Source organism: Novosphingobium sp. ERW19, assembly GCF_012641315.1.
In the GTDB taxonomy this organism is placed as follows: Bacteria; Pseudomonadota; Alphaproteobacteria; order Sphingomonadales; family Sphingomonadaceae; genus Novosphingobium.
Map to the genome: position 1 here is coordinate 475166 of NZ_JABAIC010000004.1, position 13731 is coordinate 488896.

Annotated in this window: 13 protein-coding genes; 2 read left to right on the top strand and 11 right to left on the bottom strand. The window is 66.7% G+C overall.

What is annotated here, in order from left to right; all coding sequences use genetic code 11:
• Positions 1 to 10: 10 nt before the first annotated feature.
• Both HGI46_RS10955 and HGI46_RS10960 read right to left on the bottom strand, forming a co-directional pair.
• The gene (locus HGI46_RS10955; RefSeq protein WP_168904157.1) at positions 11 to 781 is read right to left on the bottom strand and encodes a hypothetical protein; all 771 of its coding nucleotides are present in this window, start codon (positions 779 to 781) and stop codon (positions 11 to 13) included.
• Positions 782 to 1104: 323 nt separating this feature from the next.
• The gene (locus tag HGI46_RS10960) at positions 1105 to 2529 is read right to left on the bottom strand and encodes a glycosyl transferase family protein (protein WP_240946692.1); all 1425 of its coding nucleotides are present in this window, start codon (positions 2527 to 2529) and stop codon (positions 1105 to 1107) included.
• 94 nt (positions 2530 to 2623) lie between these two features.
• On the opposite strand from HGI46_RS10960, the gene nhaA reads away from it, so the two are divergent.
• Together nhaA and HGI46_RS10970 are read left to right on the top strand one after the other, a co-directional pair.
• Positions 2624 to 3796: a Na+/H+ antiporter NhaA gene (nhaA, locus tag HGI46_RS10965; protein WP_168904159.1), complete on the top strand. Its 1173-nt coding sequence runs from the start codon at positions 2624 to 2626 to the stop codon at positions 3794 to 3796.
• 100 nt (positions 3797 to 3896) lie between these two features.
• The gene (locus HGI46_RS10970; protein WP_118072917.1) at positions 3897 to 4352 is read left to right on the top strand and encodes a DNA starvation/stationary phase protection protein; all 456 of its coding nucleotides are present in this window, start codon (positions 3897 to 3899) and stop codon (positions 4350 to 4352) included.
• 17 nt (positions 4353 to 4369) lie between these two features.
• Here the strand turns inward: HGI46_RS10970 and gspN are convergent, their stop codons facing one another.
• The 9 genes from gspN to HGI46_RS11015 all read right to left on the bottom strand — a co-directional run bounded on the left by gspN (position 4370) and on the right by HGI46_RS11015 (position 13583).
• On the bottom strand, positions 4370 to 5080 hold the full coding sequence (gene gspN / locus HGI46_RS10975; protein ID WP_168904160.1) for a type II secretion system protein N: 711 nt from the start codon (positions 5078 to 5080) through the stop codon (positions 4370 to 4372).
• On the bottom strand, positions 5077 to 5553 hold the full coding sequence (gene gspM, locus HGI46_RS10980) for a type II secretion system protein GspM (RefSeq protein ID WP_168904161.1): 477 nt from the start codon (positions 5551 to 5553) through the stop codon (positions 5077 to 5079). The genes gspN and gspM overlap by 4 nt, the downstream gene beginning before the upstream one ends.
• Positions 5553 to 6656 (bottom strand): type II secretion system protein GspL, encoded by a 1104-nt coding sequence (gene gspL / locus HGI46_RS10985; RefSeq protein WP_168904162.1) that lies wholly within the window; start codon positions 6654 to 6656, stop codon positions 5553 to 5555. The genes gspM and gspL overlap by 1 nt, the downstream gene beginning before the upstream one ends.
• Positions 6657 to 6666: 10 nt before the next feature.
• Positions 6667 to 7134 carry a type II secretion system major pseudopilin GspG gene (gene gspG, locus HGI46_RS10990; RefSeq protein ID WP_118074622.1) on the bottom strand — a complete coding sequence of 156 codons (468 nt, stop codon included), beginning with the start codon at positions 7132 to 7134 and terminating at the stop codon, positions 6667 to 6669.
• A 5-nt stretch (positions 7135 to 7139) separates the two neighbouring features.
• On the bottom strand, positions 7140 to 8369 hold the full coding sequence (gene gspF / locus HGI46_RS10995; RefSeq protein WP_168904163.1) for a type II secretion system inner membrane protein GspF: 1230 nt from the start codon (positions 8367 to 8369) through the stop codon (positions 7140 to 7142).
• Positions 8369 to 9856, bottom strand: a complete 1488-nt coding sequence (gspE, locus tag HGI46_RS11000) for a type II secretion system ATPase GspE (protein WP_346766711.1) — start codon at positions 9854 to 9856, stop codon at positions 8369 to 8371. Before gspE ends, gspF begins: the two co-directional genes overlap by 1 nt.
• 54 nt (positions 9857 to 9910) lie before the next feature.
• On the bottom strand, positions 9911 to 12157 hold the full coding sequence (gene gspD, locus HGI46_RS11005) for a type II secretion system secretin GspD (RefSeq protein ID WP_168904165.1): 2247 nt from the start codon (positions 12155 to 12157) through the stop codon (positions 9911 to 9913).
• Positions 12154 to 12912 (bottom strand): type II secretion system protein N, encoded by a 759-nt coding sequence (locus tag HGI46_RS11010; protein ID WP_118072924.1) that lies wholly within the window; start codon positions 12910 to 12912, stop codon positions 12154 to 12156. The genes gspD and HGI46_RS11010 overlap by 4 nt, the downstream gene beginning before the upstream one ends.
• A gap of 251 nt (positions 12913 to 13163) precedes the next feature.
• Positions 13164 to 13583 carry a DUF983 domain-containing protein gene (locus tag HGI46_RS11015; RefSeq protein ID WP_168904166.1) on the bottom strand — a complete coding sequence of 140 codons (420 nt, stop codon included), beginning with the start codon at positions 13581 to 13583 and terminating at the stop codon, positions 13164 to 13166.
• Between the last annotated feature and the right edge of the window lie 148 nt (positions 13584 to 13731).

Consider the following 13731-nt stretch of genomic DNA (forward strand, 5'->3'; position numbering starts at 1 on the left):
AAACTGTGGCTCAGAAAGCGGAGGTAACCGTCATGGTCGGACCGCTGCCGGGCCGGGCGTTTCCGGCGATGCGCAAGCGCCAGTCGAGCGCGACGCGGGTCGGTCCGAACAGGCGTCCACCTTCGAGCCTGAACGCGACGCGGGGGCCCACATCGAGCCGCACTGCACCTTCCTGCCCGCCTGACCACATGCCGACCCCGGCGCGCAGATCGCCATTGCGCGAGACGATGCCCCGGACAGGATGATCGAGCAGCGCCTGCGCATCGAAGAAGGCGGTGGCGGCCTTGCCCCCGGCGTACCCTGCCTGCCCGTAAGCCTCGAGCCGGAAGCCGCGGGGCAGGCGCTGCCACGGCAGTTCGGTGATGAGAGTGGCGACGGGGCGCACTTGCATCGGCGAGCGGCTGGTATCCTGCAAGCGGGCTTCGACGAGGGCGCGGACAGGGAGACGGCGGACCGGGCGGATGCCAAGGCCGAGCGCGACTTCCTTGTCCTTGCCGGGGGCGTTTATGGCAAGTGAGGTGCGCAGATAGCCGTAGGAATCCTGCGGCTCGCCCTTGCCGAAACGGTAGCGGACGATGGCTCCCGCCTGGCTGGCACCATAGGACGCGGCACCGGGGGCTTGCGCCGCCGAACCGCTGCCCGCGCGCATCAGCAACCAGTTCTCGCCGCTCCAGCGCGGATCGTCCTTGGCGACGAGAGGCTCGTAGAACTCCTGCGGATCGGCGCTTTGGCTGGGGGTGGAGGCGATGGGAGGGATCAGGGCGGCGTTGCGGGGCGGCAACGGTGCCAGTGGAGGCAGAAGAAATGGAACAGGCGCAGGGGCTGGGATAGGTGGCCATGGTGTTGATGTGGCAGCCGGTGGGGCGGAAGTTCGCTGCGGGGCAAGGCTCGAGATGTGCGGATGGGGGCGGCGAAGGGGCAAGGGGATTATCTGACGGGCGAGCGAGGGCTGGTGGCGCAAGGGCGGCACGCTTGCCGGGGGAGCGGGCGGTCCGTTCCGGGGGTAATCCTGCAGTGTCAGGGCGCGTCCGGTGATCCAGCCGACAAGCACGAGGGCGAGCGCAAGCAGGGGCTGGCCCCGCCGCCTCGCCGCAGGACCTGCGCTCATGCCGCAACCGGCAAAGGCCGCTGCTGCGCTTCCTCGTCAAGCTTGGGGGCTTGGGCGACGTGGACGTGGTGGACCGTGTGCTCCCAACGCAGGACGCCGCCTGCCAGCACCCGGACGTAGGCAGTGACGGCGCGACGCGCGGCGAGCATGGCGATGACGTTGCCCACCGGAAACCGGAACACGGCGCGCAAGGCTTCCGCCCGGCCATACTCGCGGCCAGTGAACAGCGCGCGCATGACCAGACGCCAGATCAGGCTGGCGAGATTGAATGCCAACAGGCCTTTGAGCAGCGGGCCGTCGTCTACCGGGACAGCGAGCCCCGATGATTTGGCGATCAGGACCACCGGCCACAACATGATCAGCAGGTAGGCGGCGGCAAGGACGAGCGCGACCAGCGGCCCGCGACGATCGCGCAGGCGCATCCAGATATCGCCGGGCGCGCACTTCCAGCCCAGCCGGTCCCAGCCCTGGAAGGCGATGCCGTGGACCCAGCGCGTCTTCTGCCGCACCGATGCGACGAGGTTTGCCGGAAAGAACTCGCGCGTGGCGACGAGCGCGCCCGAACTGTCGCGCACGCGCAGGAAGACAGACCGCCCGCCGGTCTGATGGACGAGCAGGCCGCATTCGTAATCTTCGGTCAGACATTCGGCAGCGAAGGGCTCGGTACTGGAGCGGGCGACGAGGATGCGGTCAATCGCGCGGCGCGAAAAGGCGCAGCCCACGCCTGCCGAGGGGAGGGCGGCGCCGATGTGGTGCCGGACCACCATGTCGCGCGCATGGGCCTCGGCAAATTCGTCGCAGTAATGGCCGGCGATCCAGGGGCTTGCACACTGCGGTTCGGGGCGAACCGGCAGTTGCACGAAATCCGCATGGTCGAGCGCGCTGTCCATCAGCGTGAGAGCGGCGGGATGGACCATATCCTCGGCATCGTGAAGGATGAGCGCGCGCACGCGCAGGTCACTGCGCCGCTCGTCCTCGCAGATTGCACGATAGATGCGATTGAGGCAGTCGGCCTTCGTCGTCGGGCCGTCACGATCATGGATGACGACCCGCAGGCGAGGGTCGGGCGCGAGCGAGACGAGTACGGAAATGGTGGCCAGGTCATTGCGATAGCAGCCGACGTAGAGGCGTAAATTGCTTTGCGGCCAGCTTTGTAGGGTATGGCGCACCATCGGCCCGATCACCCGCGATTCCAGCCATGCGGGAACCAGAACGACGGCCAGACCATTGAGTTCGGCATTGCAGGGGTGCGAGAGGCGCGGGGTGCGCAGCTTGCCGCTCAGTCGCAGGCGAAGCCAGGCGAGGTCCACGGCCAGTTCGTCGATCGCAAAGATCGCAAACCAGATTGCGGCAAACAGCAGCAATTCGTGCTCGACAACCGCGAGCCATTGCAACGCGGGATAGGTCGGCCATGGTGACAAGAGCTTGCCCCTGTTTGACGTGCCAGAGCCCCGTCGGCACAAGGGGAATGCTAGGCCCAAGGCCTGAGTTTCGTGAACATGGGATGATTCGAAAATGGCAGGAAATTCAGGGCTCAGGGGCGCTCTGCACAAGTTGACACACAACGAAGCAGCACCGGGCATCGTCCTGATGGTCTGTGCAGCGATTGCCCTTGTCCTGGCCAATTCACCCTTGGCCGACCCATGGCACGAGCTGTTCCACCACACGCTGCCGTGGACGCCCGTGCCCAAGCTCGACACGTTGCATCTGTGGATCAACGATGCCTTGATGGCGGTGTTCTTCTTCGTCGTCGGGCTGGAGATCAAGCGCGAGATTCTTGACGGCGAACTCTCAAGCCCGAGCCGCCGCCGCCTGCCGGTCATCGCGGCTGTGGCCGGGATGGCAGTGCCGGCGCTGATCTACATGGGCATAGCCGGGAGCGATCCGGCGCTCCATCGTGGCTGGGCGATCCCTTCGGCCACCGACATCGCCTTTGCCATCGGTGTGCTGGCGCTGGCGGGCAAGGGCCTGCCATCGTCCTTGCGCCTGTTCCTGCTGACCGTGGCGATCGTCGACGATCTTGGCGCGGTCCTGGTCATCGCGTTCTTCTACACGACCGGGCTGGATCTCATGTGGCTGGGCATTGCCGCCGCCATTTTCCTGACCTTGGTGGTGGTGAACCGCGCCGGGGTCAGCTCGCTGATCCCCTATATCCTCGGGGCTGTGGCGCTGTGGTATGCCGTGCTGCATTCCGGCGTCCATGCGACTATTGCCGGAGTGCTCGCCGCGTTGACCGTGCCGCTGGCGCTCAACCGGGAGCATGACAGCCCCCTCCTGCGGCTCGAACATGCATTGGTTGCGCCCAACGGCTTCCTGATCGTGCCGCTGTTCGGCCTTGCCAATGCCGGCGTTGCGCTGGGTTCGATCGACGGGGGGCCACTGGCCCTGCCAATCGCGATTGCCGCGGGCCTGCTGATCGGCAAGCAGGTGGGTATCCTTGGCAGCATCGTGGCGGCGGAAAAGCTGGGTATCGCCAAGCGTCCGGCCGGGGCCAGCATCCGCCAGTTGTGGGGTCTGTCCCTGCTGTGCGGGATTGGCTTCACGATGAGCCTGTTCATCGCCAGCCTTGCTTTCCCGCAAAGCCCGCTGCTGGTCGAAGAGGCGAAGCTGGGGATTCTGGGCGGATCGATAATCTCCGCACTGGCCGGGCTGTTCCTGCTGAAAGGGAGCGCAAAGGGACAGATGTGATTGATGCCGTCGATCAATGTTGCCGTATTATTGCATGAAACCTTTCAGTCGGTCTGGCGTATAAGAGGCTCAATCCACCCGGACACGAAAGGGGAATGTCATGCCCGGCGACAATGCAAAGAAGGCCCTGATCGACAGCATGAACGGTCTGCTGGCCGATTATTTCACGCTCTATCTGAAGACCAAGAATTATCATTGGCACGTGGCTGGCCCGCAGTTCCGCGAACTTCACCTGCTGTTCGACGAGCAGGCCGCCGAACTTTTCGCGCTGACCGACGTGATTGCCGAGCGCGTGCGCAAGAATGGCGGCGATACGCTGACCGGCATCGGCGCGATTGCGGGCAAGGCTTCGATCAAGGACGACGATCGCAGCAAGGTGGACGCCATGGACATGGTCAAGGCCCTGCGCGACGATAACGTGGCGCTGATCAAGGCCATCCGCGCGGTCAAGGAAGCCGCCACCGAAGCCGGTGACAACGCCACCGAAGGCATGGCCGACGACTGGACCGATCAGGCCGAACAGCGCGCCTGGTTCCTGACGCAGACGCTCGCGTAAGGTTCAGCGCACAGCTTTCAGAACGTTCCGCCCGTCACGATGCCGACACCGTCGGGACGGGTATCGAACCCTGAGGACTTGAGCGCTTCGGCAGTTTCCTGGGGCAGGCCTGCAAGCGCAAGGTCTGCCTGCCAGCGCCCGTCGGCGCCGAGTTTAAGCGTCAGGCGTTCCATGCCCTGCGCACCGCGCATCGGTACGACCAACGCGCCGCTTTCGCAGCGGGCCTGGCCCGAGACAACCAGCGCATCGGGCAGGAGCGGGCCAAGCGAGGCAAGCGTCAGGCTTAGCGTGCCTTGCGCCTCGGCGCACTTGCCATCGACCATGACCGCCGAGAAATCGCCAAACCCGAGCGACGTTACCGGCAGTCCGCCGAGGCCATCGGGCAGAAGCACCGAGCCGTTTGCGCCAGTCAGGCGCGAGGGGCCGATCTGCGCGGAAAAGCCTTCGCGCGAGATGGCGAACTGCGGGCGGCCAATCAGCAGCGGCAGCGGCTGGAGGCTGGCATCGACAGTGCCAAGCGGCAGGGGCCCGGCGTTGAGATCGGCAATCCGCCCGCTCCAGACACTGCCTTCGACGCTGCGCGCGGTGATCGTTTCGGGCAGGGCCATGCCCAGCACCAGCCGCAGCGGGAGCAGGACGAGCAGGGCAACTGCGAACAGCACGCCGAGCGCCAGCCAGCCACGACGGCCCATGGCGGCGCCACGGATGAAGATCCAGCGCCCGATCACGATGATGCCTTTCGCACGGTAACGTTGATCGAAACCGTGCCGTCGGGCGCAGGCGTCAGGGTTATCTGTTCCACAGCAAGTCCCTGACCGCCGAGCGCATCGAGCCAGGCGAGCGCGGCAGACGGGCGCGCGGTCGGGATGACCAGAACGGCCATGTCGGACCCGCGCCGTTCGTTCGACTGCACCACGAAACCGGCTTCCTGCGCGCTTGCTCCGGCGATCTGTTCGACCGGACCGGCCAGCGCGGCGGTGCGGTCAGCGGGCGCGCGCTTGAGCGCGGCGATCCCAAGCGTGACCCTGCCAGCCCGCTCGGTCGCTTCGCGATGGCGGGTGGCGGCTGCGTCGAGCGCGTTGCCGACCGGCAGGACGATGCCGTAGACCAGCAAGATCACTGCGGCGAGCGCGCCGCCGATGCTGACCAGAACGCGTTCGCGCCGGGTGAGGCCGATATACCAGGTGGAGACTTGCCGCATCACGGTGCCCTCACCGTTATGGCGGCGACGGTGGCGCCGGTCGGGTCAGGGGCAAGGGCAGGCGGCACGGTAACCTTCCAGCCATTGTTCTGCAGCGTGATCAGCACGGCGTTGACATCCTCTGCGCGCGGCGCGGCAGCAGTGAAGCGCAAGGTGCCATCGGCGCCGTAGCCAAGATCACGCAACTTCACGCCGGGCACGGGGCGCATGGCATCAAGCACGGCAGCAACGGGCGCGGCAAAGCTGGCACCGCCTTCGCCGCGCTTGGCCAGTTCTGCGGCGAGCAGGCGTTCGGCCGTGTCGAGATCCATTGCGGCAGGAAAGCGCTTCTGCGCAAGGTCGAGGGCGCGGGCTTCCTCGGCGCTGCTGTCGAGATTCCACTTCACGATCCACACCACCATCAGCAGCAGGGCAAGCAGTGCGGCCACTGCGGCCATGCGGGCCAGGCCGAGCCAGTTGGCGGTGCGGAACACCGAGACGCGGCGCGGAGCATAGGCGCCTTGCCGCAGGTTCAGCGGCGGGGCGGCATGAACCTGGGCGAGTCGCTCGGCCAGGGCATCATCGTCGAGCGCGGTCTGGTCCAGACATTCGCCCAGCGTTTCGACCAGTGCCTCTTCTGCCGCAAATGCGGCTGCCGGGCTCCGCGCGAGCAACTGTTCGCCCAGAGCGCCAAGGACCAGAGCGCCGTCCTGCCGGGGGAGAACGAGGGCCGCCGGAACGATGGCCTGCGGATCGATCCCGGCCGTTGCCAAGGTGGCCAGCCAATGGTCCATCTCCGAAGCGGACAGGCGGCTGGAGAGCAGGCGTCCATCCACAGCGGCGACTGCGACGTGGCGCTCTGCGGCAAGGCCGCCTTGCGCCAGCGCGAGACGTTCGGCCGCAAGCGCCTGCGCCACCGGCATCGCCGGCAGGGGCTTGTCCACGACGGGGGCAAGGGCGCTGGGTACAAGCACGGTGACCGAGGAGTGGACCGGCAGGTCGGCCGAGTATTCTTCAGGCCCCACGCCAGCTTCGCCGACCCGGCGCCAGCGCCAGGGATCGCCCGGCCCGGGCGGCAGGATCAGGATCAATCCGTCAGCAGAAGGGGAGCCGGTGGTGGCCATCTGCGCCGCGTCAGTTCTGTCCGGCGTAGATGTCGGCGTTGAGATCGCTGCCGCCCGGCTGGCCATCGGCGCCAAGGGAGAAGATCTCGAACGGCCTGCCGTCGCGGCCCGGAGTTTGGTACTGGTAGGGGTGGCCCCAGGGATCGGTCGGCACCTCCTTCACATAGCCGCCGGAGCGATAGTTTTGCGGCTGGGCAAGGTTGGCGGGCGGGGATTTGAGGGCGTTCAGACCCTCGGCAAGACCGGGATAGCTGGCCATGTCGAGGCGGTACATTTCCATGCCCTGTTCGAGCGTGGCGATATCGCTGCGCGCCTTGACCACCATCGCCTTGTCCTGGCTGGGAAGGACGTTGATGAGCACCACGGTGGCGAGCAGGCCGATGATGAAGATGACTACCATCAGTTCGACAAGGCTGAAGCCGTTGCGGCGGCGCTCATCAGCGGTCTCGGGGGTCGGCTCGGGCGTAACTTCGGTCATGGTCATCACAGTCCGGTGAGGTTCTGGAGCTGCAGGATCGGCAGCAGGATGGCGAGGATGATGAGCGCGACAGCCGTGCCCATTACCACGATGATCGCGGGTTCGAGCAGGGCCATGGCGGCGGCGGTGAACGCCTCGAACTCGCGCTCGAGATAGTCGGCGGCGCGTTCGAGCATGGTGCCGAGCTGGCCCGCTGCCTCCCCGCTGGCGGCAAGGTAGACCAGCAGTGGCGGGAAGGTGCCCGCCTCGCGCAGGGCGGTGGAGAGCGAGCCGCCAGCGCGGACCTTCTCGCTGATCTGGGCGAGAGATTGCGCCTGCACTGCGTTCGAGACAGTGCGCGTTGACAGGCGCAGGCCATCGACCAGCGGCAGGCGTGCCTCGATCATCGTGGCCAGCGTGCGGGCAAGGCTGGCGGCGTGGACATCACGGATGAGCTTGCCGATAAAGGGCAGGCGCAGCAGCGCGGCATCGAAGCGCAGCTTGAATGCGGGCTGGCGCAAGGCGCGGACGAAGCCGACGACTGCCAGCGCGATCAGGGCAAGCAGCGCCCACCACCAAGTGCTGAGAAACTGCGAGATGCCGATGACCACGCGGGTCAGCACCGGCAGCTGGCGGCTGGCATTGTCGAACTGTTCGACCACGCGGGGGACGACCGAGATCATCAGGCCGGTGACGACCGCTATGGCGACAAACGACAGCACGATGGGGTAGGCCAGCGCGGCGATGATCTTGCCGCGCACCTGCGCCTGCCGCTCCAGCATGTCGGCCAGCCGGTCGGCGATGGCAGGCAGGCTGCCGGAGTTCTCGCCAGCTGCGATCATCGCGCGGTAGATGGGCGGAAAGCTCGGCTCTTCGCGGCGCATGGCCTCGGCCAGCGGCAGGCCTTCGACGATCCCGGCGTGGACGCTTGAAAGGATCGCCTGCGCCTTGGGCTTTTCGGTCTGCCGGGCGATTGTGCGCAAGGTTTCCTCGAGCGGGCTGACGACCATCAGCGAGGAGAGCTGGCGGGTGAACAGGGCGAGCTGCTTGGCCGAAAGCTTCGTGGCGAACAGCCCAAGGCCGGAGGTGCTGGTGGCGGCACGACGGGCGGACGCAGCGGCATCGGCCTGCACGCTGACCACGAACCATTCGCGCGCGACGAGTTTTTCCCGCGCCGACGCTTCACTGGCCGCTTCGATCGCGCCGCGGCGTTCGTCCCCCTTGGGATCGATGGCGTGATAGGCAAAACGCGCCATCAGCCGTCCCGCCGCATGATTCGCGCCGCTTCCTCAGGCGACGTGGTGCCATCCTTGACCATGCGCCGCACGGCCTTGGCCAAGGTTGGCGAATCGGCAAAGGCATGGCGGGCGATGGCCGCTTCGTCGGCATTATCGTGGATCATCTGGCGGACGGTGTCGTCCACCCGCAGTGCCTCGAACACGCCGACGCGGCCCTGATAGCCGGTCTGGCTGCATTCACCGCAGCCCTTGGCGGAACAGACCGTCCGTCCCGGCTTCATGCCCAGCACCTCGGCCATGCCGGGATCGAGCGCGCGCTCCTCGCGGCAATGCGGGCAGAGGCGGCGGACCAGGCGCTGGGCGATGACCGCGCGCAAGGTGGAGGCGAGCAGAAATGGCTCCACGCCCATGTCGCGCATGCGGGTGACGGCACCGGCGGCATCGTTGGTGTGGACCGTCGACAGCACGAGGTGGCCGGTGAGAGAGGCCTGCACGGCGATGTCGGCAGTTTCACGGTCACGGATTTCACCGACCATGACCACGTCAGGGTCCTGGCGCAGGATCGCGCGCAGACCGGCGGCGAACGTGAGGCCGACCTTGGAATTGACCTGCGTCTGGCCCACGCCATCCACAGCGTATTCCACAGGGTCTTCCACAGTCAGGATATTGCGCTGGCCATCGTTCAGCCCGCGCAGCGCGGCATAGAGCGTGGTCGTCTTGCCCGACCCCGTCGGCCCGGTGACGAGAACGATGCCGTTGGGTTCGGCAAGGGCGCGGCGCAGCGTGTCCTCGGCCCTGGCATCAAGGCCAAGGTGGACGAGATCGAGCCCGGCGTTCTCCTTGTCGAGCAGGCGCATCACCACACGCTCGCCCGCACGGTTGGGCAGGGTGGAGACGCGCACGTCGACCAGCTTGCCGCCAAGGCTGAGCGAGATGCGTCCGTCCTGCGGAACGCGGCGTTCGGCAATGTCGAGCCGCGCCATGACCTTGATGCGGCTGACCAGCACCGGGGCGACATGCGGGGGCATGCGCAGCTTCTCGGTCAGCACACCATCGACGCGCATGCGCACGACGAGCGCGGTTTCATAGGGTTCGATATGGATGTCGGACACGCCCTGGCGCAGGCTTTCGGCGATCAGGCCATTGATCAGGCGGATCGCGGGGGCATCGTCGGCGCTGTCGAGCAGGTCCTCGGCAGTGGGCAGGCCAAGCGCGAGCGGATCGAGCCCGTCACCCGCGATGCCCATGTCGCCCGCCACGGCGGCGGCTGCGCCATCCATGGCGTAGGCATCGGCAAGCAGCTTCTCGAATTCCGGCGGCGATACGCGCCGGACGCGGAGTGGCAAGCCGAAGCTGCCGCGAATCTCGAGCAGGCTCAGCGGGTCCGCGCCTTCACGCAGCGCGACGGTGACATGTTCGGCATGGACGGCTTCGATAAGTGCGCCGTGATCGCGGGCAAAGGCATAGGGGACCGCTGGCACCGGCGCAGGCGCGACGATGGTCACCGCCTCGACCAGCGGCTCCCCGGTGTCTGCGATGGCGCTCACGCTTTCCATGCTTCAGTTCTGTGCGCTGCTCGGCGGAAGTTCGGTCTGATCAAGCGGTACCGGCGTGGCGCGCGGGCGAATGAGCGTGTCACCCGGAGCGACCACCGCAACTTGCGCAGACGGTGCGGCCGGCAGCGTTGCGCCCATGTAGTCGACGATCAGTTCGTCGATGGTCGGCTCCTGCTTGGCGTTGAAATCGATCTGCGCCTGACGGACCACGCCATAGCGGCGCGCGGCCAGTGCGGCGCGGTCGGCGGCGTTGCGCAGGATCGTCGGGCGGATGAAGACCATGAGGTTGGTCTTGACCCTGCTGCGCCCGCGCGACTTGAACAGTTCGCCCACCACCGGGATGTCGCCAAGCAGCGGCACCTTCTGCAGCGTGCGCTGTTCGTTGTCGTCGAGCAAGCCGCCCAATGCGACGATTTCGCGGTCGCCCACGGTCACGGTCGTCTTGATCTCGCGCTTGTTGATGATCAGCTCGTCCGACTTGCTGGAAACGGTGCCCGCGATCGAACTGACTTCCTGGCGCAGATCGAGGCGGACCATGTTCCCGGCGTTGATCTGGGGCGTCACATCAAGCTCGATGCCGACATTCTGGCGCTGCACAGTGCGGAAGGTGTCGCTGAAATTGCCGCTCGACAGCGCCTCGCCCGTCGTGATCGGCACGTCCTGGCCGAACAGGATCGAGGCGGGGACATTGTTGTTGGTGGTGATGTGCGGGGTCGACAGGATGTTCGAGTTCTTGTCGGTCTGCACCGCATTGATCAGCGCGCCGAGGTAGGTGTCCTTCGACAGCTCTGTCAGGAAGCCGGTGTAGGCGCCGCTGGCCGAGAGTGCCTTTGTGGCCGCGTTCTGACGCAGCAGGTCTCCCGCCGTGCTGTTGGTCGTGGTGGTGACAGTGGCGCCGTTGACCACGGTGGTCGTCTGGTTGAGGTTGTCGGCCAGCAGCCCGCCCGCGATATCGATGATGTTGGGCGAGGAGTTGGAGAAGTTGGTGACGGCAAAGGGCTTGTCCTTGCCGCCGAACAGCAGCTGGACGCCGAGTTCCTTCGCCACGTTGTTCGAAATCTCGACGATGATCGCTTCGACCAGCACCTGCTCCTGCGGCACGTCGAGCTGGCGGATCACTTCGCCGATGCGGCGCTGGTCATCGGCTGGCGCGGCGATGATGATCGCGTTGGCGCCGGGATAGCGCGTGATCGTGGCCGTGCCGCGTCCATTGGCAAGCTTGATCGGACCATTGCCGAGCCCGCCCGCGGTGGCGCCGATCGGGCTGGTCTGGCTGCCGCCGGTGGCAGCTGCCTGCCCGGTCGAGCCTTGCGTGCCTGCGTTCGACGTCTGGCTGCCGCCGACGCCGCCGAGCGAAACGGGCGCGGCGCTGGCCGAAGCCACTTCGCCACCTCCCTGACCGCCCAGCAGGCGCTCGAGCACCGGCACCAGCGCTGCCGAATCTGCATAGTCCAGCCAGACGACCTTGATCTCGCCCCCGGTCGCAGCTTTCGCGTCAAGCTGGCGGGCCATTGCCGCAAGCTTTGCCAGCGTGGCCGGTTCGCCGCGCATCAGCACGGCGTTCGAGCTGTCCACCGCGACGACCGTGGCCAGCGCGCGGGCGCCTTCGCCGCCGGCCGGGACCAGCTGGCTCAATGCCGTGGCGATCTCGCGCGCGCCGGCATGGTCGAGGATCACGGTCTGCGTGGCGGCGTTGTCGCGGTCGATATCGGCCAGCAGCGCGCGGATGCGGCGCATGTTGTCGGCATAATCGACGACCACAAGCGAATTTCCCGCCTTGTTGGCGGTGATCGCGCCTTCCTTGCTGATCAGCGGGCGCAGGGTCTCCACCGCTTGCGCAGCGTCGATGGCGCGCAGGCGGATGACTTCGGTGACCATCTGGCTGAGCGCGGCACCACGGCTGCCGATGCGCGAGGGGTTGCTGGCCGCGCCCTCGGCGGGCTGGATGCGGAACGCGCCATTGCCGGTCGGCACGGCGACGAGACCATTGGCGCGCAGGGTGGAGAGGAACACCTCGAAGTATTCCGAGCGGCTGAGCGGACGGTCGGAAACGACGCTGATCTTGGCCTGCACCCGGCTGTCGACGATGAAGGTGCGGCCTGTCACTTCGGCGGCATCGGCGACAAAGGCGCGGATGTCCGCTTCGCGCACGTTGAGGGTGTATTGCGCCAGCGCGGCCTGCGGCACGGCAAGGGCGAGCGCGGCGGCTCCGAGGAGCATCTTGGGGCTAAGGAGCTTGCGCAAGGTCATGGGGCCAATGTGATAGCAAGAGGAAGCTGGCGATCCCCGCGACGGACGGTGACCGCGACTGAAGTGCCGGCGCGGATGGCACCGGAAAGCGCAGCGGCTTCGGCCGCGCTGGTGATCGGCTTGCCATCGACAGCGGTGATGACATCGCCGGGCTGGAAGCCTGCAGCCCGGAAAGCTGCCCCGTCACCCGACGAGAGGACTTCGACACCGACGACCTTTCCGCTTTCGGCGCGCGGCCCGAAGTTGACCCCGCTGCGCAAGGCGGCAACGCTGACCCCGCCGCCGGGTGCGGCTGCCGCCGGTGCTGCCACCGGGTTTGCCGCGACAACGCCCTGTGCGCTGGGCGCCGGGCCGGACTGGTCGAGATAGAGCAGTTCCTTTGCGCCATTGCGCGCCAGTTCGACGTGATCGAATGCGACTGCCGCCAGCGTGACGCCGGGCTGCACTTCGGCGCCAACGCGATAGACCTGCTGCAGGCCGTCTCCTCCGGCAATGATCGCCGTGCCGCCGCCACCGGGCGTCGCGCGCGTGGCGAACAGTGTCAGCGCGAGCGAGGTTACCGCGCCCGACTGCTCTGCCTGTGCCGAAGCGGCGGGCGTGCGGTTGAACGGATCGACCGTGGCGAACAGTGCTGCGCGGGCCGTGGGCGACATGATGCGAACGCCGCGTGGCGCCCAATCGCCCAGCGGCGAGACCGGGGTGACGATGGCCCAGAACAGCGCTGCGGCAAGCCCCGCGATGAGGCTGGCGAGCATCCACCACAGTATGTCATGCAGGGGCGGCAAGGCGGGTCGCAACCCGGCGATGACCAGCCTCCTTTGCCCGAATCCCACGCCAGCGTTCCCCTTCCGAAGCAGCAGGAATAACCGCAAGGCTGCGATTCACAAATGCTTCCGGTTACTTGGTCCGACAGATGCCAAGCAGTGCAATGCTACGGGAGTGTGACAAAGGCGTGGCAAACTCGCCAGTTTGGAAAAGGCGTCGCTGCTCCGGAGCGCTGCACTCTCTATTCGGATTCGCGCTCTCGTGCGTTGAGCTTGCTCCACAGGTTTTCCGTGCCCGCCTCGATCGCCTTGTTCACGTATTGCGAGGCGACCAGCCAGCCCTTGAACGGGCGGAGCGTGGCAAGGCAACCGATGGCCAGGATCGGCACGGACGTGAGCACGTGCACCCACCACGGCGGCGCGTAGGCAACTTCAAGCCAGACCGCGAAGAACGTGAGCGGGAAGGCGGTGATGCACAGCGCGAAGAAGGCCGGGCCGTCATCGGCATTGGCGAACTGGTAGTCGAGCCCGCATTCCGGGCAGGTCTTCTGCAGCTTCAGCCAGCCCGCGAACATCGGCCCCTTGCCGCACTTCGGGCACAGTCCCTTCCAGCCACACCGCAGGATCCAGTCAAACTTGGGATTGTCGGTGAAGATGGCCATGAACAAATGCCTGTCGTTGTGCGAACGAGGTCCCCCTTAGGCGGCGTGGACAAATTCCACAACGCCACGGTTGCCCTGTAAAAGGCCTTGGCGAGGCGCGAGGGCGCAGGAAGAGTGGGTCTCTTTCAAGGCCGAGCAACGCTGCCAA

What these genes read in the sequence shown, in the direction of transcription:
- gspM (WP_168904161.1), bottom strand. Translation starts at nt 5,553, where the DNA reads ATGCGGCAAGTCTCCACCTGGTATATCGGCCTCACCCGGCGCGAACGC.
- HGI46_RS11015 (WP_168904166.1), bottom strand. Translation starts at nt 13,583, where the DNA reads ATGGCCATCTTCACCGACAATCCCAAGTTTGACTGGATCCTGCGGTGT.
- gspD (WP_168904165.1), bottom strand. Translation starts at nt 12,157, where the DNA reads ATGACCTTGCGCAAGCTCCTTAGCCCCAAGATGCTCCTCGGAGCCGCC.
- gspL (WP_168904162.1), bottom strand. Translation starts at nt 6,656, where the DNA reads ATGGCCACCACCGGCTCCCCTTCTGCTGACGGATTGATCCTGATCCTG.
- nhaA (WP_168904159.1), top strand. Translation starts at nt 2,624, where the DNA reads ATGGCAGGAAATTCAGGGCTCAGGGGCGCTCTGCACAAGTTGACACAC.
- HGI46_RS11010 (WP_118072924.1), bottom strand. Translation starts at nt 12,912, where the DNA reads ATGCTCGCCAGCCTCATCGCGGGGCTTGCCGCAGCGCTGTTCTGGGCC.
- gspF (WP_168904163.1), bottom strand. Translation starts at nt 8,369, where the DNA reads ATGGCGCGTTTTGCCTATCACGCCATCGATCCCAAGGGGGACGAACGC.
- HGI46_RS10970 (WP_118072917.1), top strand. Translation starts at nt 3,897, where the DNA reads ATGCCCGGCGACAATGCAAAGAAGGCCCTGATCGACAGCATGAACGGT.
- gspG (WP_118074622.1), bottom strand. Translation starts at nt 7,134, where the DNA reads ATGACCGAAGTTACGCCCGAGCCGACCCCCGAGACCGCTGATGAGCGC.